The sequence below is a fragment of the Comamonas humi genome, from assembly GCF_054782535.1.
The window spans coordinates 468132-493705 of sequence record NZ_BAAGSH010000005.1 but is presented as its reverse complement, the minus strand read 5'-3'; the positions used below and the strand labels follow the sequence as shown (position 1 = coordinate 493705).

At 68.9% G+C, this 25574-nt stretch carries 22 protein-coding genes; 7 read left to right on the top strand and 15 right to left on the bottom strand.

Annotated elements, in window-relative coordinates:
• Nucleotides 1-56: 56 nt before the first annotated feature.
• On the bottom strand, nt 57-1691 hold the full coding sequence (locus tag ACYVKR_RS06555; RefSeq protein WP_460479996.1) for an ABC transporter permease: 1635 nt from the start codon (nt 1689-1691) through the stop codon (nt 57-59).
• 121 nt (nt 1692-1812) lie between these two features.
• Between ACYVKR_RS06555 and ACYVKR_RS06550 the strand changes: the two genes are divergently transcribed.
• Nucleotides 1813-2856: an ABC transporter ATP-binding protein gene (locus ACYVKR_RS06550; protein ID WP_460480082.1), complete on the top strand. Its 1044-nt coding sequence runs from the start codon at nt 1813-1815 to the stop codon at nt 2854-2856.
• A 94-nt stretch (nt 2857-2950) separates the two neighbouring features.
• Here ACYVKR_RS06550 and ACYVKR_RS06545 read toward each other — a convergent pair whose 3' ends face one another.
• From ACYVKR_RS06545 to ACYVKR_RS06510, 8 genes are all read right to left on the bottom strand, one after another.
• A complete protein-coding gene (locus ACYVKR_RS06545; protein WP_460479995.1) occupies nt 2951-3709 on the bottom strand; it encodes a lysophospholipid acyltransferase family protein in 759 nt (252 codons plus the stop codon).
• Nucleotides 3706-4113 carry a RuvX/YqgF family protein gene (gene ruvX, locus ACYVKR_RS06540; RefSeq protein ID WP_460479994.1) on the bottom strand — a complete coding sequence of 136 codons (408 nt, stop codon included), beginning with the start codon at nt 4111-4113 and terminating at the stop codon, nt 3706-3708. The genes ACYVKR_RS06545 and ruvX overlap by 4 nt, the downstream gene beginning before the upstream one ends.
• Nucleotides 4113-4709 (bottom strand): YqgE/AlgH family protein, encoded by a 597-nt coding sequence (locus tag ACYVKR_RS06535; RefSeq protein ID WP_460479993.1) that lies wholly within the window; start codon nt 4707-4709, stop codon nt 4113-4115. The genes ruvX and ACYVKR_RS06535 overlap by 1 nt, the downstream gene beginning before the upstream one ends.
• 58 nt (nt 4710-4767) lie before the next feature.
• The gene (locus ACYVKR_RS06530; protein WP_460479992.1) at nt 4768-10629 is read right to left on the bottom strand and encodes a hybrid sensor histidine kinase/response regulator; all 5862 of its coding nucleotides are present in this window, start codon (nt 10627-10629) and stop codon (nt 4768-4770) included.
• 149 nt (nt 10630-10778) lie between these two features.
• Entirely contained in the window at nt 10779-12983 is a 2205-nt protein-coding gene (locus ACYVKR_RS06525; protein WP_460479991.1) for a methyl-accepting chemotaxis protein, read from the bottom strand.
• Between the two features lie 35 nt (nt 12984-13018).
• Nucleotides 13019-13546 (bottom strand): chemotaxis protein CheW, encoded by a 528-nt coding sequence (locus ACYVKR_RS06520; protein ID WP_460479990.1) that lies wholly within the window; start codon nt 13544-13546, stop codon nt 13019-13021.
• 3 nt (nt 13547-13549) lie between these two features.
• Complete coding sequence (locus ACYVKR_RS06515; protein ID WP_460479989.1) at nt 13550-13915, bottom strand: response regulator; 366 nt, start codon at nt 13913-13915, stop codon at nt 13550-13552.
• A 27-nt stretch (nt 13916-13942) separates the two neighbouring features.
• Nucleotides 13943-14329, bottom strand: coding sequence for a response regulator (locus tag ACYVKR_RS06510; protein ID WP_460479988.1), 387 nt, complete (start codon nt 14327-14329; stop codon nt 13943-13945).
• Between the two features lie 309 nt (nt 14330-14638).
• Between ACYVKR_RS06510 and thiD the strand changes: the two genes are divergently transcribed.
• From thiD to ACYVKR_RS06485, 5 genes are all read left to right on the top strand, one after another.
• A complete protein-coding gene (thiD, locus tag ACYVKR_RS06505; protein WP_460479987.1) occupies nt 14639-15541 on the top strand; it encodes a bifunctional hydroxymethylpyrimidine kinase/phosphomethylpyrimidine kinase in 903 nt (300 codons plus the stop codon).
• A 32-nt stretch (nt 15542-15573) separates the two neighbouring features.
• On the top strand, nt 15574-16878 hold the full coding sequence (gene hemL, locus ACYVKR_RS06500; RefSeq protein ID WP_460479986.1) for a glutamate-1-semialdehyde 2,1-aminomutase: 1305 nt from the start codon (nt 15574-15576) through the stop codon (nt 16876-16878).
• Between the two features lie 155 nt (nt 16879-17033).
• A complete protein-coding gene (locus tag ACYVKR_RS06495; protein ID WP_460479985.1) occupies nt 17034-18005 on the top strand; it encodes a Bug family tripartite tricarboxylate transporter substrate binding protein in 972 nt (323 codons plus the stop codon).
• Between the two features lie 141 nt (nt 18006-18146).
• The gene (locus ACYVKR_RS06490) at nt 18147-18848 is read left to right on the top strand and encodes a cysteine hydrolase family protein (protein WP_460479984.1); all 702 of its coding nucleotides are present in this window, start codon (nt 18147-18149) and stop codon (nt 18846-18848) included.
• Nucleotides 18849-18871: 23 nt separating this feature from the next.
• Nucleotides 18872-19789 carry a LysR family transcriptional regulator gene (locus tag ACYVKR_RS06485; RefSeq protein WP_460479983.1) on the top strand — a complete coding sequence of 306 codons (918 nt, stop codon included), beginning with the start codon at nt 18872-18874 and terminating at the stop codon, nt 19787-19789.
• Between the two features lie 84 nt (nt 19790-19873).
• Here the strand turns inward: ACYVKR_RS06485 and ACYVKR_RS06480 are convergent, their stop codons facing one another.
• The 6 genes from ACYVKR_RS06480 to ACYVKR_RS06455 all read right to left on the bottom strand — a co-directional run bounded on the left by ACYVKR_RS06480 (nt 19874) and on the right by ACYVKR_RS06455 (nt 24895).
• Complete coding sequence (locus ACYVKR_RS06480; RefSeq protein ID WP_460479982.1) at nt 19874-20512, bottom strand: phosphatase PAP2 family protein; 639 nt, start codon at nt 20510-20512, stop codon at nt 19874-19876.
• A gap of 21 nt (nt 20513-20533) precedes the next feature.
• Nucleotides 20534-20947 carry a c-type cytochrome gene (locus ACYVKR_RS06475; RefSeq protein ID WP_460479981.1) on the bottom strand — a complete coding sequence of 138 codons (414 nt, stop codon included), beginning with the start codon at nt 20945-20947 and terminating at the stop codon, nt 20534-20536.
• A gap of 8 nt (nt 20948-20955) precedes the next feature.
• On the bottom strand, nt 20956-22554 hold the full coding sequence (purH, locus tag ACYVKR_RS06470) for a bifunctional phosphoribosylaminoimidazolecarboxamide formyltransferase/inosine monophosphate cyclohydrolase (protein ID WP_460479980.1): 1599 nt from the start codon (nt 22552-22554) through the stop codon (nt 20956-20958).
• Nucleotides 22555-22636: 82 nt separating this feature from the next.
• On the bottom strand, nt 22637-22873 hold the full coding sequence (locus ACYVKR_RS06465) for a Fis family transcriptional regulator (protein WP_460479979.1): 237 nt from the start codon (nt 22871-22873) through the stop codon (nt 22637-22639).
• Nucleotides 22870-23943 (bottom strand): tRNA dihydrouridine synthase, encoded by a 1074-nt coding sequence (gene dusB, locus ACYVKR_RS06460; protein ID WP_460479978.1) that lies wholly within the window; start codon nt 23941-23943, stop codon nt 22870-22872. Before dusB ends, ACYVKR_RS06465 begins: the two co-directional genes overlap by 4 nt.
• Before the next feature lie 118 nt (nt 23944-24061).
• Nucleotides 24062-24895: a c-type cytochrome gene (locus ACYVKR_RS06455; protein WP_460479977.1), complete on the bottom strand. Its 834-nt coding sequence runs from the start codon at nt 24893-24895 to the stop codon at nt 24062-24064.
• A gap of 105 nt (nt 24896-25000) precedes the next feature.
• Between ACYVKR_RS06455 and ACYVKR_RS06450 the strand changes: the two genes are divergently transcribed.
• Entirely contained in the window at nt 25001-25531 is a 531-nt protein-coding gene (locus tag ACYVKR_RS06450; protein WP_460479976.1) for a YqaA family protein, read from the top strand.
• Nucleotides 25532-25574: the final 43 nt, after the last annotated feature.

Genomic DNA, 25574 nt, shown 5'->3' with positions numbered 1-25574 from the left:
CTATTGTTAATAGTTTATAAATAGAGTATAGGCATGCCATTTGCCTCGGCGCCCGCCTAGCGGCGGCTCGAATCGTTCAGTTCGCGGCTCAGCAGGATGACCGGGATCAGTCCCACCAGCACCAGCGCCAGCGAAGGCAGCGCGGCCTCGCTCAGGCGCTCGTCGCGCGCCAGCTGGTAGGCCACGACGGCCAGCGTGTCCGAGTTGAAGGGGCGCAGCACCATGGTGGCGGGCAGTTCCTTCATCACATCCACCAGCACCAGCAGCACGGCGGTGATGGCCGAGCGGCGCAGCAGCGGACCGTGGACGCGAAGCAACAGCCGCGCGCCGCCGGCACCCAGCATGCGGGCAGATTCGTCGAGGCTTGCCGGTATCCTGGTGTAACCACTTTGCACGGACTGTAAGGCCACCGCGCCAAAGCGCACCATATAGGCCCAGACCAGGCCGGTGATGGTGGTGGTGACCAGCGCGGGCACGCCCCACTGCGGCAGCACTTGCTGCACCCAGCCCACCGGCAGCAGCAGGCCGACGACGATCACCGCACCCGGGATGGCATAGCCCAGCCCCAGCAACTGCACCACCCAGTGGGTGAAGCGGTCAGCGCTGCGGCGGTGGGCGTAGGCGACCAGCAGCGCCACCGCCACGGCGAGCACGGCCGAGACCAGACCCAGGCGCACGCTGTTGGCGGCCCATTGCAAGAAACGGTCCCAGGGCAGCACCGACCAGTCGGCCGTGAGCGGGCGCAGCATGAACAGCACCGGCGCCACGAAGCCCAGCAACACCGGCAACAGGCAGACCAGCCACGCCAGCAGGCACCAGCGGCCACGCAGCGGCACCGGGTGGGCGTCGGCCGCGCCGGCACGGCGCACATGGTTGGTCACGAAGCGCATGCGGCGCTGGGCGCGCAGCTCGAGCTGCAGCACCAGGATCACCAGCACCAGCAGCATGGTGGCCAGCTGGGCCGCGGCCACATGGTTTTCCATGGACAGCCAGGCCTTGTAGATGCCGGTGGTGAAGGTGGTGATGCCGAAATAGCTGGACACGCCGAAGTCGGCCAGCGTCTCCATCGCCACCAGGGCGACGCCGGCGACCACGGCCGGCCGTGCCATCGGCAGGGCCACGGCCCAGACGCGGCGGTGCAGCGGCGCGCCCATGAGGCGTGCCGCCTCCATCAGGTGCGCGGCGCGCTCGCTCAGCGCCGTGCGCGCCAGCAGGTAGACATAGGGGTAGAGCGCGAACACGAAGACCAGCACCGCGCCGCCCAGCGAGCGGATCTCGGGCAGCAGCCGCCCCTCCAGCCCGAAGGTGGCGCGCAGCCAGGTCTGCAGCGGGCCGCTGAACTGCAGGAAATCGGTGTAGGCGTAGGCGATCACATAGGCCGGCATGGCCAGTGGCAGCAGCAGCAGCCATTCGAGCAGCGCCCGCCCGCGGAAGGCGAACAGCGTCACCGTCGCCGCCGTCACCGAGCCCACCAGCGCCGCGCCGGCGGCCACCAGCACGCCCAGCAGCACCGTGGTGCGCATATAGCCGGGCAGCACGGTGGATGCCATCTCGCGCACGATGGCCAGGGCATCGTGGTCGTTCAACTGCCAGGGCAGCCAGGCGCTGAACACAGTCAGCACCGGCAGCACCAGGAAGGCGGCCAGGATGCCGAGCAGCACGCGAAGGCGAAGGGACGAGGTGGTACGCAAAACGGTGAAGGCCCGGAAACAGCAAAGAACCCGGAATTGTATTTGCTTACTGATAACGCCTATCATTTACCCCTTGCCCGATTTTTTCGCTCCTGGCGCCGCGCGCCGCCACCACGCCCCCATGTTCCTCGAAGTTTCCCGGCTCGAAGTCCGCTACCCCGCCCGCCCCCGCCCCGCCGTCCAGGATGTCTCGCTGCAGCTGCCCGCGGGCGACATCGGCGTGCTGATCGGCCCCTCGGGCTGCGGCAAGACCACGCTGCTGCGCGCCATCGCCGGGCTGGAGCCGGTCGCCCAGGGCGAGATCCGGCTGCAGTCCGAGCTGGTGAGCAGCGCCCGCAGCCAGGTGCCGGCCGAAAAGCGCCGCATCGGCATGGTGTTCCAGGACTACGCGCTGTTCCCCCACCTCAGCGTGGGGCGCAACGTGGCCTTCGGCATCCACCACTGGTCGCGCCCCGACCAGGCCCGGCGCGTGCAGGAGGTGCTTGCGCTGGTGGGCCTGGGCCAGAGCGCCGACCGCTACCCGCACGAGCTTTCTGGCGGCCAGCAGCAGCGCGTGGCGCTGGCCCGCGCGCTGGCGCCGCGCCCGCAGCTCATGCTGCTGGACGAACCCTTCTCCAACCTCGACGTCGAGCTGCGCGAGCGCCTGGCCTTCGAGGTGCGCGACATCCTCAAGACCGCCGGCGCCACCGCCGTCTTCGTCACCCACGACCAGCTGGAGGCCTTTGCCATCGGCGATGCGGTCGGCGTGATGCAGGACGGCCAGTTGCACCAGTGGGCCGACGCCGCCACGCTGTACCAGCGGCCGGCCTCGCGCTTCGTGGCGGACTTCATCGGCCACGGCGCCTTCGTGCCGGCCACCGTGGCGCAGTCGCCCGATGGCTGCACGGTGGACACGCCGCTGGGCCCGCTGCCGCTGGCGGCCGCCGATGCGCCGCGCCCCGGTGCCCGCGAGCTGCTGCTGCGCGCCAGCGACGTGGTCTGCGACCCCACGGCGCCCACGCAGGCCCGGCTGCTGCGCAAGGCCTTCCGCGGCTCGCTGACGCTGTACACGCTGGAGCTGCCTTCGGGCCACACCGTCTACGCGCAGGTGGCGAGCGAGCAGGCGCACGCCGTGGGCGAGCACGTAGGCGTGCGCGCGCAGCCCGAGCAATTGCTGTTCTTCTGAAATAAAAAAGAGAGCTGTTTGCGCTTGCTACATAAGGATTTCAAATAGTTTTCTATTTGAAATGCTTAGCTGGAAAGCGCCAGCAGCTATCAATTCAGGATTGGCGGCTCTGCCACAGCCGGTCGACGCGGCGGTGCAGATGGTGGCCCCAGGCGCGGCGGTCGCGGCCGTTGGCATGCTCCAGTTCGCCGTAATGCACCTGCGCCACCAGCGGCGGCGCGGTCACCGTGCGCCAGATCGAGCCCAGCAGCGTCTCGTCGCCCACATAGCTGGGTGCGTAGCTGGGCGCGCCCGTGGCCCGGTCGTAGAAGCACAGGCCCACCGGCAGGATGGGCGCCTCGGCATCGATGGCCGCCTGCAGCAGGTTGGCATGGAAGGGCAGCAGCCTGCGCCCGTCGCCCGTCGTGCCCTCGGGGAAGATGGCAACCAGGTCGCCCTCGCGCAGCGCCTGCGCCATGCGCTCCACCGTGCGCATCGCGTCGCGCCGCGAGCTGCGCTCGATGTACAGCGTGCCGCCGGCGCTGGCCAGCGTGCCCACCACGGGCCACTGCTTCACATCCGACTTGGAGACAAAGCGCACGTGCTTGCAGGCATGCATCAGCGGGATATCGAGCCACGACAGGTGGTTGGCCACCAGCAGCGCCGGCCCGGCCTGCAGCGGCACGCCCAGCAGCTTCAGCTCCACGCCGCAGCAGCGCAGCAGCCCGGCCGCCCACTGCTCGACGGCGCGGTTGCGCTCGGCATGGCTGAAGCGGCCGAAGCGGGTGTAGATCGTCCACAGCCCGCACAGCATGTGCAGGCCCAGCCGGGCCAGGCGCCCCACGCCGACCAGGGCACGCCGCAGCGAACTCACGATGGCGCCGTCCCCGGGGTATCGAGCGAGCGCAGGTGCTGCTCCAGGATGATGCAGGCCGATGCGGCATCGGCATCGCTCGCGCCCTGCGCCAGCGCCTCGGTGGTGCTGTAGCGCTCGTCCACCTCGAACACCGGCAGCCCGAAGCGGCCGCGCAGCTGGCGCGCAAAGCGCTGCGCGCGCGCCGTGTTCTCGTGCGGCGCGCCGTCGGGGTGGTAGGGCACGCCGACCACAATGGCATCGGGCTGCCACTCGGCCAGGTATTTCTCGACCGAGGCAAAGCGCGCGTTGCCCTCGGCGTGGATGGTGGGCAGCGGCCGCGCCGTGCCCAGCATGCGCGTGCCGTAGGCCACGCCGGTGCGCTTGAGCCCCATGTCGAAGGCCAGAAAAGTTTGGGCGTCCATCACGCCCGGCCCACGTCGGAGGACAGCATCCAGGCCTCGACGCCCAGCAGGCCCAGCGCGCGGTCGTAGCGCTCTTCCACCGGCGTGTCGAAGATGACGCGGGTGTCGGCATCGACGGTCAGCCAAGCGTTCTCGGCGATCTCTGACTCCAGCTGGCCCTCGCTCCACGACGAGTAACCCAACGTCACCAGCACGCGCCCGGGGCCGGCCCCGGTGGACAGGGCCTCGAGCACGTCGCGCGAGGTGGTCATCTCCAGCCCGCCGGGGATGGCGAGCGTGGACGCGTAGGCCGATTCATTCGGGTCGCTGGATTCGATGGCGATGCGGTCGTGCAGCACGAAGCCGCGCTCGGTGTGCACCGGACCGCCCTGCAGCACGGGCTCGTCCTTCAGGTCGTCGCGCCGCAGCACCATGTCCACCTTGTCGAACAGGTGCGACAGCGTGATGGCCGCCGGCTTGTTGATGACCAGGCCCAGCGCGCCCTTGTCGCTGTGCTCGCAGACATAGACGACGCTGCGGCCGAAGATCTCGTCCTGCAGCGAAGGCATGGCGATCAGGAAGTGGTGCGTGAGGTTGCTGATGTCGGTGTCGGACATGCCCCATTCTAGAGGCTGTTACCTACCGAACCCGGCCTCGCCGGCACCATTTCCACCGCTATGCCGCGCCCTCTGTCGCCTGCAGCTCGCGCTGCAGCGCGTACTGCCGCACCAGGCCGAGCAGCACCTCGTCCGAATACGGCTTGCCGAGGTAGTGGTTGGCGCCCAGGCTCATCGCGTGCTCGCGGTGCTTGTCGGCGATGCGCGAGGTGATCATCACCACCGGCATGCCGGACAGCCGCCCGTCGCCACGGATCTCGCGCAGCAGCTCGAAGCCGTCCATGCGCGGCATCTCGATGTCCGACAGCACCAGCACCGGGCGCTCCTCGCCCAGCCGGTCCAGCGCCTGCAGCCCGTCGGCGGCCAGCGCCACCCGGTAGCCTTCGCGCTGCAGCAAGCGCTGCGTCACGCGGCGCACCGTGATCGAATCGTCCACCACCAGCACCAGCGGCGTCTGCAGCGCCACAGCCTCTTGCAGCTGCGGCGGCAGCTCGCCCACGACGACGGTGTCCGCCTCGCCTTCGAGCCGCTGGAGCACGCGCTCGCCATAGACGGTGTGCAGCGCGACCGGGTTGTAGATCAGCACCACGGCGCCCGAAGCCAGCACCGACATGCCGGCCAGGCCTGGCAGGCGCGCCAGCTGCAGCCCCAGATGCTTGACCACGACTTCCTGGTTGCCCAGCACCTCGTCCACATGCAGCGCCACCCGCTGGGCCGCGCTGCGCAGGATCACCACGGCGCTGGTCTTCTCCAGCTTTTCCTGGCTCTTCAGATCGCCCTGCAGCAGGGCGCCGGCGTAGTAGAAAGGCAGGTTGTCATTGCCTTCGGCGTAGTGGCGGCTGTCATGCGCCTGGTCGATCGCTTCCTGCGGCACGCGGCGCACGTACTCGACCATGTTGGCCGGCACGCCGAACTGCACCTTGCCGGCGCGCACCATCACCACCTGCGTCACCGCGGTGGTCAACGGCATGACGAGGCGGAAGGTGCTGCCGCGGCCCACGTCGGTGGTCGTGACCACGTTGCCGCCCAGCGCCTGCACCTCGGCCCGCACCACATCCATGCCGATGCCGCGGCCGGCCACGCCGGTCACTTCGCTGGCCGTCGAGAAGCCGGGCGCGTAGATCAGCGAAGCCGCCATCTCGGCATCCACCACGGCGCCCTTGTCGATCAGGCCCATGCGCACGGCCTTCTCCTGGATGCGGGCCACGTTGAGGCCCGCGCCATCGTCGCGGAACGAGACGGAAATATCATTGCCTTCCTGCCGCACCTCGACCTCGACCTTGCCGGCGGCCGGCTTGCCGGCACGGGCACGGTCCTCGACGCCCTCGATGCCGTGCGCCACGCAGTTGCGCAGCAGGTGCTCGAAGGCCGGCATCACGCGGTCCAGCACGCCGCGGTCCATTTCGATGGCGCCGCCGAAGATCTCGAGCTTGACCTGCTTGCCCAGTTCCTTGGACACCTGGCGCACGATAGCGTATAGGCGCTCGGAGACCGAATCGAACTCCACCATGCGGGTGCGCAGCAGGTCGCGCTGCAGCTCGCGCGCCTGGCGGCCCTGGGCGGTGAGGTCATCTTCCGCGCCTTCGGCCGTGCGCAGCAGGTTGCGCTGCATGGCGGCCACGTCACCCACCGACTCGGCCATCATGCGGGTGAGCTCCTGCACCCGCGTGAAGCGGTCGAACTCCAGCGGATCGAAGCCCGAGTCGGCATCCTTGGACTGGGCCAGGCGCGACTGCATCTGCGACTCGGCCTGCACCTCCAGGTCGCGCAGCTGCGAGCGCAGCCGCTCCAGGCTGGTGGCCAGCTCCTTGAGCGTGGAGCGCATCTGCACCACGCGCATGTCGAGCCGCGAGCGCGCGATCAGCACCTCGCCAGCTTCGTTCAGCAGGCGGTCCAGCAGCTGCGAGCGCACCCGCACCGTCTGGCCGGTGCTCACCCGCACCGGGGCCATGCGCAGGGTCACCGGCATATGCGTGACCCCAGGCGCCGCGCCCTCCTCGTCCATCGCGGGCAGCTCGGCCGTAGCGCGGGCCTGCACCTCGGCCGGGCCGTCGGCCGCATCCACGAGGGCGACCGGAGCCGGCTGCGGCAGCAGGCCCTGCGCCACCACCTGGGTGCCGCGCTTTTGCAGCAGCTGGAACTCGGCCTGCAACGCATCGAAGCGCACCAGCAGCGGCTCGACGTCCGGGCTGGAAGCGCGCTCGGTGTCGATCTCCTCCACCGCGGACTCCATGCGGTGGGCCATCTCGCCCAGGCGCATCGCGCCGGCCAGGCGGGCGCTGCCTTTCAGCGTATGCAGGTGGCGCAGCACCTCGGCGCGCGGCGGCACATGCTGCGGATCGGCCGCCCATTCCCGCAGCGCGGAGGCCAGGCGCGGCAGCAGCTCCTGCGCCTCTTCGTCGAAGATCAGGAACAGGTCGGGATCGATGACATCCACCGCGTCCACGTCGGCCAGCGCGGGCGCCAGCTCCATCGGCACCTCTGGTGGTGCCTCAGGCTGCGGCGCCGGCGGCGCTTTCGCGGCAGGCTGCGAAGGCGCGGCGACCGCCACGGCCGGCGCTGCCACGGGCTTCGGCACCGGTGGCGGCGGCTCCTTCACCAATATCGGCTCGGGCACCTCATCCGCCTGCAGTGCCGCCAGGCCATAGGGCGGGTGCAGGCCGGAATCGACCGGCGCCGCGAGGACGGTCTGCAGATCCTCCAGCACCGACTCGCTGGCCGGCTTCACAAAGCCCGCGGCAAACTGGTGCAGCAGCTTGCGGATGTCCGATCCCGCCGCCTGGAAGGTATTGAGCCAGAACAGGTCCGGCGAAGAAAAATGCTGTACATGCAGCAACGCATGCTCGAGTGCGCGCGCCAGCTCCGACAGCGGCTGGAATCCCACCGTCGCGGAACTGCCGGCCAGCGAATGGGCATAGGCGATGGCTTCATCGGGCAGCATGCGCTCAGGCCGCTCGGCCCAGGCATGCAGCGACTTTTCCAGCGCCCGCGACCATTCCTCTGCCTCGCCCAGGTAGACGCTGTACAGCGCCGGGCTGATGCCCAGCTGCTGCACCAGGCTCTGCGGCACCTCCGCCTCCGGCGCCTGGGCCGGGGTATCGCCGGGCTGGGCCGACTCCACCACGTCGGCTGGCACCACGTCGGCAGACACCACTTCACCGCCATCCTGCGTAGATGCGCTGACGGGCTCTACCATGGGCAGGACCGCCGGCACTTCAGGCTCGGCCAGCACCTCGATCACCACCGGGGCGGATTCGGACTCGGCCCGCATCGGCGGCAGCTCCAAGTCGGGCAGTGCCAGCATCATCGTGGGCGCCAGGTCGTGCTCCCAGTCCTGCTCATCGTCCATCGCCTCCACGGCCGTTTCGGCAGGGGCCGACGCGGCATCCAGGGCCTGGGCGAAGGCATCGAAATCGACCTCTTCCGCCAGGGCCAGCGCAGGTTCGGGCAGATCGGCCTCGACATCGTCCGGCACCGAAGGCGCCGGCTCCAGCTCCAGATCGACGGCCTCCAACGGCCATTCCAGCACCAGCTCAGGCAGCACGGCGGCCGGTGGATCGGCCGGCAGTTCTGCGGGCTCCAGGTCGGCGATCTGCGTGGGCGCGACCAGATCCACCCGGGCCGATTCGGGCACCGCCAGCGGAACATGGCGGCCGTCGACGCGCATGGCGTCGGCCGAGGTACGGAACATCGCAGGGTTCCAGGAGGTCTGCGCCTGGCTGCCGATGTCCTCGGCCCAGCTGCCCAGCCCTTGCAGGGCTTCGCGCGACAGCGCGAGCAGCGGCTCGCTCACCGGCTTGTGCTCGGCCAGCCAGGTGTTGAGCAGCTGCTCCATGGCCCATGCGGCCTCGCCATAGGCTTCCAGCCCCACCATGCGCGAGCTGCCCTTGAGCGTATGGAAGGAACGGCGCACCGTGGTCAGCGCTTCCGCATCGCTGGGGTTGCGGCGCAGCGCACGCAGCGCCTGCGAGCCGTCGTCCACCACGGTCTTGGCCTCTTCGAGGAAGATGCCCAGCAGCTCCTCGTCGATGACCACTGGTGCAGGAGCCTCGGCCTGCGCTTCGCGGGCGGGTGCCACAGGCTCCGCCGCCGCGGCCGGGGGCAATGGCGCCGGCACCGTGGCCTGCGGCGAGGCATCTTCCGCCTCTTTCTGCACACCCATAGAGATACGCAGCTCACCCACGACCTCGTCGAACACGAACAGCTTGCGCGCCAGCGTGCGCTGGTAGCCCAGCATGTCGAGCATGAAGCCCAGCGCCCCCAGGCTGTTGCCCAGCCGGTCGAACACGGCAGGCCGCTCGGCCTCGGAAATCTGGTTCGCCGCCAGCTGGTCCACCACGCCGCGGAAGTGCTGCATGGCCGCCGCGGCCTGGTCCAAGCCAAGCACCGACAGCACGCCGCGGATTTGCGACATCAGGCCCGTCACCGCCCCGAGCATGGAGACATCGTCGGGATGGCGGAAATACTGGTCCAGGCGCTGCTCCACCTCGCCCAGGGTGTTGCGCAGCTCATCCACCACGCTGCCCATGGTCTGGTGGTCGCTGACCTTGCGGTACAGCTCCTCGACCCAGGCTTCCAGCGGCTCGGGCTCGTGGCCTGCCAGGGCCCGTTGCAGCCGCTCGGCGAGCCGGCCCGCGCGGGGGCGCGTGGCATCGGGCGTGGCATCCATGGCATCGAGATTGGCCTGCAGGTAGAGGATGGCGGTAGCCACCTCCATCCCCAGCGAGGTCGAAGGCACCGTACCGGCTTCCGTCAGGTGCTCGGCCACCTTGCCCAGCGCCGCGCCCAGTTCGTCGGCACCCATGCGCAGCTTGTGCAGTGACTCGCGGATCAGGTGGAACTGGTCGCCGACCGGCTTGATCTTGTAGCGGTCGCCATCGGCCAGGCTGGCCCACAGCTCGGCAGCGGTGTCGACGCGCTTGCGCGCCTGCGCCAGCACGGCGGGGTCGTACAGGCCGTAGCGCTCCTCGGCGTAGTGCACGCCGTCGAGCCCGGCCACCGGCAGCGTCTGCCGCACGGCCGCCAATACCGGCATGCCCGAGGCCTGTCCTTCATCGGGCTGTGCCAGTGCACAGAAGAAATTCAGCTCGTGCAGCAGGCCGGCATCGACATCCTCGCGCCCCTTGGCCAGCGCCGCATACTGCAGCAGCACCCGCGAAGCCGTGCGTTTGGTGTAGAGGTCGGCCGGTATCAGCCGGTGCGCCAGGCCTTCGAAAAAGCCCGCGGTCACCTTCCAGAACAGCCGCAGCCCCTGGGCCTGCCGGCCCTGCGCGATGCCCAGGCATACGGCAGTCAGGTCCAGCGCTGCTGCGGCGTCCGCCGACTTGATGATGGGCAGCATGGCCGCATCCATGCGGCTGCGCGTGGCGGCATCCACCGCCAGAGCATGCACGGCGGGCGTGGCGGGCTCGGCCTGGTCGGGCTCGGCGCGCCACAGGTCGGCGGGGTGCAGCCGTTCCACACCCGCCAGCGCCTGCACGTCGCGGTACTGGGGGAACAGAGAGACGAACGAGGCGCTGCGGGCCTTGAGCAGGTGGTCCAGGTACTGGACCAGCGCAAACGACGATTTCTCCAGCACGGCCACCGCCTGCGGCGTGCACAGCTCGGGCTTGACCGCAAACCGCTGCACCACGGTCTCCATGGCCTCCACCAGCCGTGCGGGCTGGTCCATGCCCACCATCACCAGCGCGCCACCTATGGTGTGCAGTTGCTGCTTGGCAAAGCGGGCACCGGCGGGATCGACCGCCTCCAGGTCGCCGCCTTGCGAGGACTCCAGATCATGCAAATGCCGCCGCAGCGCCTTGACCGCTCCCTCCAGTGCACGCCGCACTTCGGCACGCACCCATGCCAAAGGCCGCAGATCGGTTTCTTCGCTGAGCCAGGAAGGCGGCGTGGTCGCCGCGGTGTGGGGAGAAGACATGCAAAGTTCCTGTTGTCGGACTCAGTTATCCAAGCGCTGCCCTTGCAACCGACGCATCCCGCCTACGGGATGACGGCATGGGCCGCCTCGCGGCAAAGGCGGTCGCCCCCTGCGGGGAAGGAGCGACACGGCTCGGAGGAGGTTTCATCTCATGCGATCTTGAACCGCGCCACGGACTGGCGCAGCTCTTCGGCGATCTGCGACAGCTCTCGCACCTTCTGCGCCGTGGTGCGCGTGCCATCGCTGGTCTGCTCGGAAACGGCGAAGATGTGCTGGATGTTCTCTGCCACCTCGTTCGCCTGCGCGGCTTCGGACGATGCCGAATGCGAGATGTGCTCGATCAGCTCGGCCAGGCGGCGCGACACGCGGTCGATTTCGGCCAGCGCGGTGCCGGCCGAGTCGGACAGCTTCGCGCCCTCGACCACACCCTGGGTCGAGCGCTCCATGGCCGCCACCGCATCCTGCGTGTCGGTCTGAATGGCCTTCACCAGCGCGGAAATCTGCCGCGTCGCATCGCCCGAGCGCTCGGCCAGCCGCTGCACTTCCTCGGCCACCACCGAGAAACCCCGGCCCGCCTCGCCGGCCGAGGCCGCCTGGATGGCCGCGTTCAGCGCCAGCACGTTGGTCTGCTCGGTAATGTCGGAAATCAGGTCGGTGATTTCGCCGATCTCCTGCGAGGACTCGCCCAGCCGCTTGATGCGCTTGGCCGTTTCCTGGATCTGGTTGCGGATGGAGTTCATGCCGTCGATGGAGTTCTCCACCGCCTGCAGGCCGGTCTTCGCGGCGCTCAGCGACTGGCGCGCCACCGCGGCCGATTCCTGCGCCTGGGCCGACACCTGGTTGATCCGCGTCGCCATGTCCAGAATCGACTGGCCGGTTTCGCGGATCTCGCGCATCTGCTCGGTCGAGGCGGCCAGCAGCTCCGTCGAGTTCTGGTCCACCGAGGCCGTGGTCTGGGCCACCCGCGATGCCGTGTTCTGCACGCTGCCCACCAGCAGGCGCAGCTCTTCCACGGTGTAGTTCACCGAGTCGGCGATGGCGCCGGTGATGTCTTCCGACACCGTGGCTTCCTGCGTCAGGTCGCCCTCGGCCACCGACTGCAGCTCGTTCATCAGCCGCAAGATGGCCGCCTGGTTGGCGTCGTTCAGGCGCTTGGCGTCCATTTCCTGGTTCTTGGCGTCCTGCTGCAGCTTTTCTGCCGAGCGCTGGCGCTCGCGGCTGTCGGTCAGTTGCAGCCACACCAGCGACCAGCCGCTCAGCATCACCAGCAGCAGCGTCAGCACGATGCCCAGCGCGATCGGCCAGGACACCCAGGTGCGCTCGCCCAGCGAATCCTGCAGCGTCTCCATGCCTTTGCGCAGGGCCTCGCTGTCGGTGAGGATGGACACCTGCGCCTCGCGCGCCACCGAGATGCCCTTGATGTTGCTGAGCACCGCGCTGCCCTCTTTCAAGGTGTTCTCGTACTGCTTCACCAGCGTCTGCAGGCGCTCGCGCATCTGCGCGTCGCGCGCCGGCGCCAGGCGCAGGTCGGCGCTGCCGTCCAGCAGGCCGGTGGCAATCTCCTTGAAGGTGTTCAGGTCCTTGCCGAGCAGGAACACCGCCTCGGGGCTTGCGCCCTCGCTGGACTGGAACTCGCTGGCCGACTTGCCGATCCGCTGCGTCAGCATGGTCAGCTGGCTGGCCGCCGCGATCTCGCCGACCGGCGCGCCCTGCTGCAGCTTGGCGCTGACCACGCTTTCCGCCTGCTCCAGCAGGGCGGAGGTATTGCGCTGCACGCCCTGCAGGGCCTCGCTCATCTTGGTCAGCGAATCCTTCTGCTTGCCCACCACGTCGGCGTTGCGCTGCGCCCGCTCAACCAGCGCCGACAGGGGCTCCAGCATGGACTCGTGCGAACTGCCCAGCGCGCTCACGCCCAGCTCGGAGTCGCCCGCTTCCAGCGCCTTGGTGTTGCGCGTCAGGATCGCGGCGCTCTCCGCCACATCGGCAAAGGCGGGCGCACTGCCGGAGGTGGCCTGCACCACCGACTTCGCCAGGCGCTGCGACTGGATCAGGGCCTGTCCGGCCGCGGCCGACTGGCGGTTGGCGCTCTGCGTCTGCAGCAGCGCCCAGATCACCAGCGCCACGAAGCTGAGGATGCTCAGCGCCAGCAGCGCGAACAGGGCGCGCTGGTGCTTTTCGACCGGCGCCGTTCCCAGCACGGGCAGCGTGACCTGGCCCTCCAGCTCCGGCAGTACGACGGGCTCCAGCACCGACGGCTCGCCGGCCTCAACCGCCTCGTCAGCGGGAAAAACGCTGACGGCGGCATCCACGGCGGCCTCGTTGCGCGGTTCAGATTTCAGTAGTCTTTTCAGCATAGTGGCTCACATGCAGGTGCAGCGCGCGTCGGGTTTCAAGCGCTGATATCCAGGAAATCGCGGGATTCCGCCAGCTTTTGCAGGTCCAGCTCCTGCCAGGCCTGCCCATCGACGGCCACGTAGCTCGCGCTGACGAAGGGCGGGGCCTCGTCGGCCGGCGGCTGCGAACGGGCAAAGTCCTGCACCCGCCGCAGACCTTCCAGCTGCTCGACCAGCAGCGCGGCATGCACGCCCAGCAATGGATTGAGCACCACCAGCTTGGCCTCCGCATAGAAGCCTTCGGTGCGGCGGGCGGGCTGGCCCAGCATCAGTGCCAGGTCCACCACCGTCAGCAGCAGGCCGCGCAGGCTGGCCACGCCCAGCATCCAGGGCTTGGTATAGGGCACCGGCGTCACGCCGCTCCAGGGCAGCACTTCGCCCGACTGGCTCAACGGCAGCAGATAGCCCTGCCCGGCCGCCTTCACGGCCAGCCAGGCCGCACCGGACACCTTTTGTTCGCGGGCCTGGTCCAGGCGCTCGGCCAGGCGCGCCTGCAGCGCCCGCAAATCCCCTTGGTTCGCCATCGCTCAGCCCAGCGCTTCGATCTTGGCCTTGAGCTCGGCCGGGACGACGGGCTTGGTCACATAGCCCTTGGCGCCCTGGCGCAGGCCCCAGACCCGGTCCGTCTCCTGGTTCTTGCTGGAGCAGATGATGATCGGAATATTCATGAACTGCGGATCGCGCGACAGCACCCGCGTCAGCTGGAAGCCGTTCTGCCCCGGCATCACCACGTCCATCAGGATCAGGTCGGGCTTGTCTTCCTGCAGGCGCAGCATGGCCTCGTCCGCGCTCTGCGCCGTCCGCACTGCCAGGCCATCCTTGGCCAGCAGCTCGCTCAAAAACATCAATTCCGTCTTGGAATCATCAACGATCAATACCTTGTGAATCGGCATGCCCTCTCCTCAAATACACAACACGCGTTATTTTTCCACCACGAAGCGCTCGACGGCCTGCAGCAGCTGGTCTTTCGTGAACGGCTTGGTCAGATAGTCCTGGCAGCCCACCATGCGGCCGCGCGCCTTGTCGAACACCCCGTCCTTCGACGACAGCATGACCACGGGCGTGGTCGCGAAACTATGGTTTCTCTTGACGATGGCGCAGGTCTGGTAGCCGTCCAGCTTGGGCATCAGGATGTCGCAGAACACCATGTCCGGCCGGTATTCGTTGATCTTGGCCAGCGCATCGAAGCCGTCTTCGGCCAGCAGGACATCGTACCCGCCCTGCTTCAGGAAAATCTCCGCGCTGCGGCGGATGGTGTTGCTGTCATCCACCACCAGCACCTTGAATCCCTCAGTTGATGTGGTCACAGTTGCACACTCCTAAAATTATTTTGTTACACGCAGTCCACAAAGATCCGTCACAAGTACTTCAGTTCAAACAACGGATCCCTCTCTTCTCTCTACGTGCGCATCGCTGGAGTAGCGTGCGCCTGGGCTCTCGCAGATTGCACAGGCCTAGGTGCTGCCTGTCTGCGCGCCAACATCTCTTGTTTTGCTACGAATTTTTCGCAGCTTAATGCCCCTGCCCCTAGAATGCAACGATTGTATATTTTTAACACTCGGAGCTGTCGCTCAGGCGGTACGGTGTACCCTGAGAACGTGTTGACGTTCTAATACATGACCAATCCTCGCACCTTCCCCGAGCTCTCCCCTGCTTCCGCCATCACCGCCAGCGTGCTGTGCATCAACGCCAACGATCCCAGCGGTGCCGGCGGCCTCGCCTGCGACAGCCTGGTGGTGTCGTCCATGGGCGGGCACTGCTGCCCCGTGGCCACTGGCACCTATGTGCGCGACACGCTGGAGATGGAGGATTTCTACGCGCTCAGCGACGAAGCCGTGCAGCAGCAGGCGCGCGCCGTGCTGCAGGACATTCCGGTGCGGGCCATCAAGCTCGGCTTCCTGGGATCGCTGGCCAACATCCGCGCCTGCGCCGAGCTGTCGAACGACTATCCCGACCTGCCGGTCGTCGCCTATATGCCCAGCATGTCGTGGTGGGACCCGGCGTTGATCGACGACTACCTCGATGCCTACCAGGAGATCGTGCTGCCGCAGGCCACGGTGCTGGTGGGCTCGTACGGCCTGCTGTGGCGCTGGCTGCTGCCCGACCGCGACAGCGCCCACCCACCCACGCCGCGCGACATCGCCCGGGCCGCCGCCGAGAAGGACGTGCCCTTCGTGCTGGTGACCGGCATCCCCTCGCACCCGCAGCATGTGGAGAACGCGCTGGTGTCGGCGGATACCATCTATGGCAATGGCGAGTTCGAGCTGTTCGAGACCGAGTTCATCGGCGCGGGCGACACCCTGTCCGCCGCGCTTGCCGCGCTGCTGGCCTCAGAGACCAGCCTGAGCGACGCCACCGCCGAAGCCCTGGCCTACCTAGACAAGTGCCTGGAAGGCGGCATCCGCCCCGGCATGGGCAAGACCATTCCCGACCGGCTGTTCTGGGTGCAGCCGGACGACGATGAAGAAGACGATGGCGCCGAAGCCGGCGAGCCCGCCGAGGGCGAGCCGAAGCGCTGATTACTTCCTCCCTTTTTTCCGTTTCCTGCACCATGACAGCCTCCAATGATGTGAATGCCTCTTTGTTCGAACGCGCACGCCGGGTCATCCCCGGCGGGGTGAACTCGCCGGTGCGCGCCTTCAATGCCGTCGGCGGCACGCCGCGCTTCATCGCACGCGCGCAAGGCGCCTACCTGTGGGACGCCAACGCTCAGCAGTATGTGGACTACATCGGCTCCTGGGGCCCGATGATCCTGGGCCACGGCCACCCCGAGGTGGTCGAGGCGGTGCAGCGCGCCATCGCCGAAGGCTTCTCGTTCGGTGCGCCCACCGAGCGCGAAATCGCGCTGGCCGAGCGCATCCTGGCGCTGGTGCCGTCGATGGACATGGTGCGCCTGGTCAGCTCCGGCACCGAGGCCGGCATGAGCGCGCTGCGCCTGGCGCGCGGCTACACCGGGCGCAACAAGATCATCAAGTTCAACGGCTGCTACCACGGCCATGCGGACTCGCTGCTGGTCAAGGCCGGCTCGGGCCTGGCCACCTTCGGCACCTCGTCGAGCGCTGGCGTGCCGGCCGATGTGGTCAAGGACACGCTGGTGCTCGAGTACAACGACGTGGCCCAGCTCGAAGAGGCCTTCGCGCTGCACGGCCCCGAGATCGCCTGCGTGATCCTCGAGCCCATCGCCGGCAACATGAACTTCGTGCGCGCCAGCGTGCCCTTCACGCGCCGCATCCGCGAGCTGACGCGCGAGCACGGCGCGCTGATGGTCTACGACGAGGTGATGACGGGCTTTCGCGTGGCGCTGGGCAGCGCGCAGAGCCTGTATGCGCAGCAGATCGACGGCTTCGCGCCCGACCTCACGGTGCTGGGCAAGGTGATCGGCGGCGGCATGCCGATGGCGGCCTTCGGCGGGCGCCGCGACATCATGGAAAAGCTCTCGCCGCTGGGCCCGGTCTACCAGGCCGGCACGCTGTCAGGCAACCCCATCGCCACGGCCTGCGGCCTGAAGACGCTGGAGCTGATCGCCGCGCCGGGCTTCCACGAAGCGCTGCATGCGCGCACCGGCCAGCTGATGGCGGGCCTCAAGGCCGAGGCCGATGCCGCCGGCCTGCCCTTCAGCGTTGACCACCAGGGCGGGCTGTTCGGCTTCTACTTCCTGCCGCAGCTGCCGACGCACTACGCCGAGGTGATGAAGACCGACGGCCAGGTCTTCAACAAGTTCTTCCACGGCATGCTCGAGCGCGGCCACTACTTCGCGCCGGCGCTGTACGAGGCCGGCTTCGTCAGCGCCGCGCACAGCGAGGCCGACGTGGCCCGCACGCTGGAGGCCGCGCGCGCGGTGTTCCAGACGCTGTAGGCGACACGCCCTCCCCCACCTTGCCGGTGCGCGAGCACGGCAGGGTTTTTTTATTGGTCGGCTCGATAAGCCCTCAGCTATCCAGGCCAAAAATCGAACCAATCCGCTATCGCTCGAACTTACAATTGTTTCCGCTAGACACTTTTGGAGACACCATGGTTCGCACCACCCGGCGCCACTTCACCTCGTGGCTCGCTGCCACCGCAGCCAGCTCGGGGGCGCTGGCGTCCTGGGCGCAGGCCGCGCCGCTGCCCCAGCTGCGCATCGTCATTCCGGCCAACGAGGGCGGCGGCTGGGACCAGACCGGCCGCGCGCTGGGCACCGCGCTGCTCGATGCCGGCGCGGTGGCCCGCGTCGACTACGAGAACATCGGTGGCAAGGGCGGCACCATCGGCCTGGCGCGCTATGTGGAAAAGTACGACGCCGACCCGAATGCCCTGCTGATGGGCGGCACGGTGATGGTCGGCGCGGTGGCGCTGCAGCAGCCCGCAGTCGACCTGAGCCGCATCGCGCCGCTGGCCCGGCTGACCAGCGACTACGAGATGCTGGTCGTCAAGAGCGACTCGCCGATCAAGAGCCCCAAGGACCTGATCGCGAAAATGCGCGCCGATGCCGCCGCCACGCCCATCGCCGGCGGCTCGGCCGGCGGCATCGACCACATGTTCGCCGGCCTGCTGGCGCGCGCGGCCGGCAAGCCCGAGGCCCTGGTCTACCAGCCGTTCGCGGGCGGCGCGCAGGTGATGGCGGCGGTGGAATCGGGCAAGGCCGTGGCCGGCATCTCGGGCTACAGCGAGTTCAGCGAGCACCTTGCCAGCGGCAAGCTGCGCGCCATCGGCGTCTCGTCCAAGCAGGCCTTCCTGGGCGTGCCCTCGGTGCGCCAGCAAGGCGTGGACGCCGACATCGCCAACTGGCGCGGCGTCTTCACCGGCAAGGCCGTGCCAGCCCCGCGCCAGGCCGCGCTGCTCGATGCGGTGCGCCGGGCCGTCGCCACCGAGGGCTGGACGCGAACCCTGAAGCGCAACAACTGGGACAACTACTGGACCGAGGGCCGCGACTTCCAATCCTTCCTGGAGCTGGACCTGGCCATGGCCAACGTGCTGACCTACGTGCTCAAGCTCAAGGCCTGAAAGCCGGCTCCCTGCCCGCATCTGTGCGCGCCGCGCACAGATGTTGTGGCCGCGGCGGTCTGGTAGCCGCCGGGCCCGCTGCCTAGACTTCCCGGCACGACCTGCGCATGGTGCTGCAGGTGTTCTTCAGGGAGTCTTTCCATGTCCACCGCTTTCCTCCGTTCCTGGCTGCGCCTGCTGGCCCTGGCCAGCGCCCCCGCCATGGCGGCCCAAGCCGCCGCTGCCGAGGCCGCCCCCACGCCCACCATCCGCGCCATGTCGGGCGCCACGCCCGCCACCCAGCTGGATGCGCGCTCGACCGCGCTGCTGGTGATCGACTTCCAGAACGAATACTTCAGCGGCCGCATGCCCATCGCCGGCGGCCCCGCCGCGCTGGCGCGCACGCAGCAGCTGCTGGCCTGGGCCGATGCCGCCAAGCTGCCGGTGTTCCAGGTGCAGCACGTGGCGCCCGCCGGCTCGGCGCTGTTCGCGCTCGATGGCAAGACCGTGCAGTTCCACCCCGGCGCCCTGCCGCGCCCGCAGGACCAGGTGCTGCAGAAGACCACTGTCAGCGTGTTCGCCAGCACCGACCTCGACCGCCGCCTGAAGGCCGCGGGCATCAAGACGATCGTGATCGCCGGCCTGATGACGCATGCCTGCGTCGCCGGCGCCGCGCGCGACGCCGCGCCGCTGGGCTACCAGGTGGTAGTGGCGTCGGACGCCAGCGCTACGCGCAGCATCGTGCGCGCCGACGGCAGCGCCGTGGATGCGGACAGCCTGCACCGCGCGGCGCTGGCCGAAATCGAGGACACTTTCGGCGACGTGATGACCACGGCCCAGATCCTGGCGCTGCCGCTGCGCTAGGAGTTCAACCCACAGGAAAGTCCATGGACCAGTTGCTCGCGATGCGGGTGTTCCAGACCATCGTCGATGCCGGCAGCCTCACGGCCGCCGCCGAGCGGCTGGGGCTCACCCATTCGTCGGTGTCGCGCCAGCTCAAGCAGCTGGAGGCGCAGTTCGGCACCCAGCTGCTGCTGCGCAACACCCGCCGCCTGAGCCTGACCGAGGCCGGCCAGCGCTTTCACGCGGCTTGCCTGGACATCCTGGCCCGCGTGGACGCCACGGCCGAGGCCATGGACACGCAGCGCCAGCGCCCCCGCGGCACGCTGCGCGTGGGCCTGCCGCATGCCATCGCCGTGCTCGAGCTGCCCGACTGGCTGCCCGGCTTCCAGCAGCGCTACCCCGAAGTGCAGCTCGACCTGGTGTGCAGCGACCGGCGCGCCAACCTCGTCGCCGAAGGGCTGGACCTGGCCGTGCGCATCAGCAGCGCGCTGCCCGACAACCGGCTGGTGGCGCGGCTGCTGCTGGCCACCGAGCAGATCCTCGTGGCCGCGCCGCTGTACATCGCCCGGCACGGCCTGCCCGAGCCGGCGTCGCTGGCAGCGCACCACCGGCTGGTCTACCAGGGCCAGGCCGGCGGCGATGCGTGGGTGCTGCAAGACCGCGGCGGCGGCGAATCCTTGACCTGGGACGGGCCGGCGCGCCACCGCTTCGACGCCATCACCGCCGTGCACAGCGCCACGCTGGCGGGCCTTGGCGTCGCCAGCTTCACCCGCCCCACGGTGCAGCGCGAGCTGGACCAGGGCCGGCTGCTGCAGGTGCTGCCGCAACACCACCTGGGCCGGCGCCACTACCATGCGCTGTACCCGCAGACCCCGCACGTGGCGCCCAAGGTGCGCGCGCTGATCGACCACCTGGCCGCGCACTACCGGCAGCAGGCGAACCATGCGCTACAGCAGATTTGATAGCTGCTAGCGCTTGATACACCTTGATTTCAGATAGAAAACCATCTGAAATCCAATAGCAACGAGCGCTATCAGCTCCTGTTTTTAAAGGCTTTCCGGCCGCGTTCGCACCAGCCGCTGCAGCACGGCGACCAGCACCACGGCCGCCACCACGTCCAGCACATGGTGCTGGTGCACCAGCATGGTCGAGGCGCAGATGGCCACGCCCCATAGCGCGATCAGCGCGCAGCGCCCCGGCCGGCCGCGCCGCCACTGTGTGGCCCACAGCGCCAGGCCCGTAGCCACGGTGTAGACGATGTGCAGCGAGGGCAGCAGGTTGTGCGGCGCATCCACCGCGAACATCCAGCCGAAGATGCTGCGGTAGGGCTCGGCCTCGGGCAGCACGCGCTCGAAGGCCAGGTTGGCCGGAAACAGCGCGAACACCACACCGCACAGCACCGTGGCCAGCACCTGGCGCCGGCCCAGCGCGTCGATGTCGTCGCTATCCACCCACCAGATGGGCAGCAGGATGAAGACGAAGAACGAGAAGTAGACCCAGATGAACTCGGGCACCAGCGGGATCTGCGCATCCCAGGGCGTGAGGAAGTCGTAGCGCCGGCTCTGGCGCGCGGCCAGCCAGTTGCTGGCCGGGTAGATCGCGTAGAACACCACCAGCGTGCACAGCGCCCAGAACAGCAGGCCGCGGCGCCGGGGTGCGGTGGAACGGCTCGCGGCGGGCGCCATGCGGCAATCCTCGGCGGCGGATCAGCGGGCCGCCGGCGGCGCTGCCAGCACCCACTCGGCCATGCGCCGGGCGTCGTCCTCGCCGATCTGCGGATGGCGCGGCATCACGACACGGCCCCAGTCGCCCACGCTGCCGTTGCGGATCTTGCCGGCGAGGAACTCCACCGCATCGGCGCGGTTGGCGTGGCGCGCAGCGATCTCCTGGAAGCTCGGCCCCACGGCCTGGCGCGCGGCGGCATGGCAGCGCATGCAGTCGCTGGCCTCGACCAGGGCCTTGGCCGCGGCCAGCTCGGGGCGCGCGGCAACGGCTGCATCCACCGGGTCCGGCCGCAGGATGAGCCGGCCGATGTTGAGCAGCCCCAGCACCACGGCCAGCAGCACGATGGCGATCAGCCAGCCCAGCCAGCGCGGGCGCGCCGGGGCTTCGTCGTCCATGTCCACCATCAGTGGCGGAAGTGGCGCACGCCGGTGAAGACCATGGCCACGCCGCGCTCGTTGGCGGCATCGATCACCTCCTGGTCGCGCATCGAGCCGCCGGGCTGGGCCACGCAGGTCGCGCCCGCGTCCACCACCACGTCCAGGCCGTCGCGGAAGGGGAAGAAGGCATCGCTCGCCACCACCGTGCCCTGCAGGCTGAGCTTGGCGGCATCGGCCTTGATGCTGGCGATGCGCGCCGAGTCGAGGCGGCTCATCTGGCCCGCGCCCACGCCCATGGTCATGCCGTTCTTGCAGAACACGATGGCGTTGGACTTGACGTACTTGGCCACCTTCCAGGCGAACAGCAGGTCCTGCAGTTCTTCAGGCGTGGGCTGCTTGACGGTGACGACCTTCAGGTCGGCCAGCGCCAGCTCGTGGTTGTCGGCGGTCTGCAGCAGCAGGCCCGAGCCCACGCGCTTGGCGTCCACGGCGTTGCGGCCCTGGTCCCAGGCGCGCTCGCCACCGGCCGGCAAAGCGATCTTCATCAAGCGCACATTGACCTTGGGCTTGAAGATCTCCAGCGCCTCGGGCGTGAAGCCGGGCGCCATCAGCACCTCGACGAACTGCTTGACCACGGCCTCGGCCGCGGCCTTGTCCACCACGCGGTTGAAGGCGATGATGCCGCCGAAGGCGCTGGTCGGGTCGGTCTGGAAGGCCTTGGCATAGGCTTCGTGCGCGTCCTTGCCCACGGCCACGCCGCAGGGGTTGGCGTGCTTGACGATCACGCAGGCCGGGGCCTCGAAGCTCTTGACGCACTCCCAGGCCGCGTCGGCGTCGGCGATGTTGTTGTACGACAGCTCCTTGCCCTGCAGCTGTTCGCCGGTGACCAGCGAGCCTGGCGCCGGGTACAGGTCGCGGTACAGCGCGGCCTGCTGGTGGCTGTTCTCGCCGTAGCGCAGGTCCTGCACCTTGATGAAGTGGCCGTTGCTCTGGCCGGGGAAGGCGCTGCGCTCGGGCACGTAGGCTTCGGAGAGCTTGTCCTGCTCGAACTTCACCGACGACAGGTAGTCGCTGATCGCGCCGTCGTACTGGGCGATGCGGTTGAACGCGGCCACCGACAGCGCGAAGCGCAGCTGGTCGGACAGCTTGCCGCCCGCCTTCAGCTCGGCCAGCACGGCTTCGTACTGGTCGGCGGACGTGACCACGCCCACGTCCTTCCAGTTCTTGGCGGCGGAGCGCACCATGGCCGGGCCGCCGATGTCGATGTTCTCGATGGCGTCGGCCAGCGTACAGCCGGCCTTGGCCACGGTGGCTTCGAACGGGTACAGGTTCACCACCAGCAGGTCGATGGTGTCGATGCCGTGCTCCTGGATGGCCGCCATGTGCTCGGGCAGGTCGCGGCGCGCCAGCAGGCCGCCGTGCACCTTGGGGTGCAAGGTCTTGACGCGGCCGTCCAGCATCTCGGGAAAGCCGGTGACCTCGGCCACCTCGGTGACGGGCAGGCCTTCCTTGGCCAGCAGCTGGGCCGTGCCGCCGGTGGACAGCAGGCGCACGCCCAGCGCGTGCAGGCTTTTGGCAAACTCGACAATGCCGGTCTTGTCGGAGACGGAGATCAGTGCGTTCATGAGGTTCTCTTCAAGATAAAAACACGTTCCAGCCCTTGCCCATCAAGCGCAAGCAGCTATCAAATCAATAACATCCAGGGGGTCACAGCAGCTTGTGCTCAACCAGCTTCTTGCGCAGCGTGTTGCGGTTCAGCCCCAGCCACTCGGCCGCGCGGGACTGGTTGTGGTCGGCCTGGCTCATCACCACTTCCAGCATCGGCCGTTCGACCATGCGCACCACCATGTCGTAGACGCGGTCAGGGATCTCGCCGTCCAGATCGCGGAAATAGGTCTGCAGGCTTTCGCGCACGGACTGCTCGATGGTTGTTGTTTTGCTCATACCCAGTTACTCGTTGTTGTCGTTGCCAGGGGCAGCTCCTCGCCGTCTCCCCCGGGTGCGGCGCCCGCAGCGGGCAGCCGGTCCATCTGCGCGGCCAGCGCGTCCAGATAGTCGGCCACCGCCTGCCATTGCGCGGCGCTGTTGTCGATCCCATTCATCACGCGCCGGAACGCGTCCCCCCCGGGCAGGCCCTGCACGTACCAGGCGATGTGCTTGCGCGCCGAGCGCACGCCGGTGCTTTCGCCGTACAGCGCGTAGTGGTCCTGCAGGTGCGCCAGCAGCAGCCGGCGCAGCTCGGCCACCAGCGGCGGCGCAAGGTGCTCGCCGGTCTGCAGGAAGTGCACGATCTCGCGGAAGATCCACGGCCGGCCCTGCGCGGCGCGGCCGACCATCACCGCGTCGGCGCCGGTGCGGGCCAGCACGTCGCGGGCCTTCTCGGGGCTGGTGATGTCGCCGTTGGCCACCACGGGCACGGCCACCGCGGCCTTGACGGCGGCGATGGTGTCGTACTCGGCAAAGCCACGATAGCCCTGCTCGCGCGTGCGGCCGTGGACGGTCAGCATCTGGATGCCCACGTCCTCGAACTGCCGGGCCAGCACCACCGCGTTGCGGTGCGTGTCGCACCAGCCGGTGCGCATCTTCAGCGTGACCGGCACGCCGTGCGGCGCGCAGGCCTCGACCACGGCCTGCGCGATCTCGACCGCCAGCGCCTCGTTCTGCATCAGCGCCGAGCCGGCCCATTTGTTGCAGACCTTCTTGGCCGGACAGCCCATGTTGATGTCGATGATCTGCGCGCCGCGGTCCACGTTGTAGCGGGCGGCGTCGGCCATCATCTCGGCCTCGGTGCCGGCGATCTGCACGGCGATGGGGCCCGGCTCGCCATCATGGTTGGCGCGGCGGCTGGTCTTGAGGCTGGCCCACAGGTCGGGGCGCGAGGTCACCATCTCGCTGACCGCGTAGCCCGCGCCCAGCTCCTTGCAGAGCTGGCGGAAGGGCCGGTCCGTCACGCCCGCCATGGGGGCGACGAACACCTGGTTGGCCAAGGTATGGGGACCAATGCGCACGGACATGGAAGCAAGAATGCATGCGCTTCACGCGAAGCGCGATGGTGGGGGGTGAATGGGGGAAGGGGGCGATTGTACCTGCTCAAAAAAGCGGCACGGAAAAAGTAGCGCCCCGGCCCCGGTTTCAGCGCGCCGGCTGGCGCTGCCCGGCCATGTGCTGTAGATAGGCGATCAGGTCGTCGAGCGAGGCTTCGCTGAGCTGCTCGGCGCTGAAGGCCGGCATGGCCTGCGCCGGCCAGCGGCGCACGCTGGCGGTGTTGCGCACCAGCTGGCGCAGCGCCTGGGGCTGGAAGTACTCGACCGGACTCATCGGCCGGTTCAGGTCCGGCCCCATGGTGGCGCCGCCCGCGCCGTTCATGGCGTGGCAGGTCAGACACTGGACGATGAACACGGCCTGGCCGCGCCGCGCGGGGGCATCCGCCGGCAGGCTGGCCGCCACCGCAATCTCGGGCCAGCGGCGCTCGGGCGACTCGCGCACGTGCAGCCGCGCCACCGCGTAGGGCCACTGCTCGCTGCTCACGCCTTGGTCCACCGGCCAGACGATATACATCGGCCCGGCGCCGTGCGGGCGGTCGGGCAGCACCGGCCAGGGCGCGTCCTTGGGCTCGATGGCCAGCCAGGGCTGCGGCTTGCCCGCGCCCTGCTGCAGCGCCAGCGCGCCGGGCAGCTGGGCGACGAAGCCATCGGTGGCCACCACCTCCAGCGTGTCGGTGGCCGTGAGGCCCAGCTCGCGCAGCACCACGGCCAGCGGCACGGCGCGGTAGCGCATGGCGCGGTGGTACGAGGCATCGCGCGGCACGGCGATGTCGCGCGCCTCGGCGTGGTGGGCCAGCACCTCGCTGTCGAGCTGGCGCTGGCCGCCGGGGCCGTCCAGCGTCAGCGTGGCGGCCTGCAGGCCAGCGGCCGCCAGCATGCAGGCCAGGGCAATCGCCAGGCGGGGAAAAAGGGATGCGTTCATACAAGTGCTCCAAGGCCAAACCCCGACAAGATACAAAAGGCAATCCCGCTCGGCAAGAGGCTTTTGCCGGCGGCCCGGATCAGGGCCAACCCCTACACTCGCGCCATGGAAGTGTGGATTCAACAATTGCTGCAATGGCTGGCCCTGCCCCAGTTCGGCCTGTCCACCGTGTTCGTCGTGGCCCTGGTGTCGGCCACCCTGCTGCCGCTGGGCTCGGAGCCGGCGGTCGTCGGCCTGCTCAAGCTCAATCCCGAGCTGTTCTGGCAAGCCATCGTCGTCGCCACCATCGGCAACACCATCGGCGGCGCCATCAGCTGGTGGATGGGCCTGGGCGCGCACCAGGCCTGGGACCGGGCTCGCCGGCGGCCCGCCGCCGCAGAGGCTAGCGAGGCCGAAGCTGCCACACCCACCACCCGCCCGCGCCACGAGCGCCTGGCCCGCGTGTGGCTGCGCCGCTTCGGCCCCAAGGCCTGCCTGCTGAGCTGGCTGCCGGTGGTGGGCGACCCGCTGTGCGCCGTGGCCGGCTGGCTGCGGCTGCCGTTCTGGCCCTGCGTGCTGTACATGGGCATAGGCAAGTTCCTGCGCTACCTGGTGATGACCAGCGCGGTGCTGTACCTGTGGCCCACGCCCGCCTGATCCCGGCCCCCATCCCGCAAATACGGGATGGCTTTTGCCCCCG

Coding starts and splice junctions, on each gene's coding strand:
- ACYVKR_RS06550 (WP_460480082.1), top strand. CDS start 1,813: ATGTTCCTCGAAGTTTCCCGGCTCGAAGTCCGCTACCCCGCCCGCCCC.
- ruvX (WP_460479994.1), bottom strand. CDS start 4,113: ATGGACGCCCAAACTTTTCTGGCCTTCGACATGGGGCTCAAGCGCACC.
- ACYVKR_RS06535 (WP_460479993.1), bottom strand. CDS start 4,709: ATGTCCGACACCGACATCAGCAACCTCACGCACCACTTCCTGATCGCC.
- ACYVKR_RS06530 (WP_460479992.1), bottom strand. CDS start 10,629: ATGTCTTCTCCCCACACCGCGGCGACCACGCCGCCTTCCTGGCTCAGC.
- ACYVKR_RS06525 (WP_460479991.1), bottom strand. CDS start 12,983: ATGCTGAAAAGACTACTGAAATCTGAACCGCGCAACGAGGCCGCCGTG.
- ACYVKR_RS06520 (WP_460479990.1), bottom strand. CDS start 13,546: ATGGCGAACCAAGGGGATTTGCGGGCGCTGCAGGCGCGCCTGGCCGAG.
- ACYVKR_RS06515 (WP_460479989.1), bottom strand. CDS start 13,915: ATGCCGATTCACAAGGTATTGATCGTTGATGATTCCAAGACGGAATTG.
- thiD (WP_460479987.1), top strand. CDS start 14,639: ATGACCAATCCTCGCACCTTCCCCGAGCTCTCCCCTGCTTCCGCCATC.
- hemL (WP_460479986.1), top strand. CDS start 15,574: ATGACAGCCTCCAATGATGTGAATGCCTCTTTGTTCGAACGCGCACGC.
- ACYVKR_RS06495 (WP_460479985.1), top strand. CDS start 17,034: ATGGTTCGCACCACCCGGCGCCACTTCACCTCGTGGCTCGCTGCCACC.
- ACYVKR_RS06490 (WP_460479984.1), top strand. CDS start 18,147: ATGTCCACCGCTTTCCTCCGTTCCTGGCTGCGCCTGCTGGCCCTGGCC.
- ACYVKR_RS06485 (WP_460479983.1), top strand. CDS start 18,872: ATGGACCAGTTGCTCGCGATGCGGGTGTTCCAGACCATCGTCGATGCC.
- ACYVKR_RS06480 (WP_460479982.1), bottom strand. CDS start 20,512: ATGGCGCCCGCCGCGAGCCGTTCCACCGCACCCCGGCGCCGCGGCCTG.
- ACYVKR_RS06475 (WP_460479981.1), bottom strand. CDS start 20,947: ATGGACGACGAAGCCCCGGCGCGCCCGCGCTGGCTGGGCTGGCTGATC.
- purH (WP_460479980.1), bottom strand. CDS start 22,554: ATGAACGCACTGATCTCCGTCTCCGACAAGACCGGCATTGTCGAGTTT.
- ACYVKR_RS06465 (WP_460479979.1), bottom strand. CDS start 22,873: ATGAGCAAAACAACAACCATCGAGCAGTCCGTGCGCGAAAGCCTGCAG.
- dusB (WP_460479978.1), bottom strand. CDS start 23,943: ATGTCCGTGCGCATTGGTCCCCATACCTTGGCCAACCAGGTGTTCGTC.
- ACYVKR_RS06455 (WP_460479977.1), bottom strand. CDS start 24,895: ATGAACGCATCCCTTTTTCCCCGCCTGGCGATTGCCCTGGCCTGCATG.
- ACYVKR_RS06450 (WP_460479976.1), top strand. CDS start 25,001: ATGGAAGTGTGGATTCAACAATTGCTGCAATGGCTGGCCCTGCCCCAG.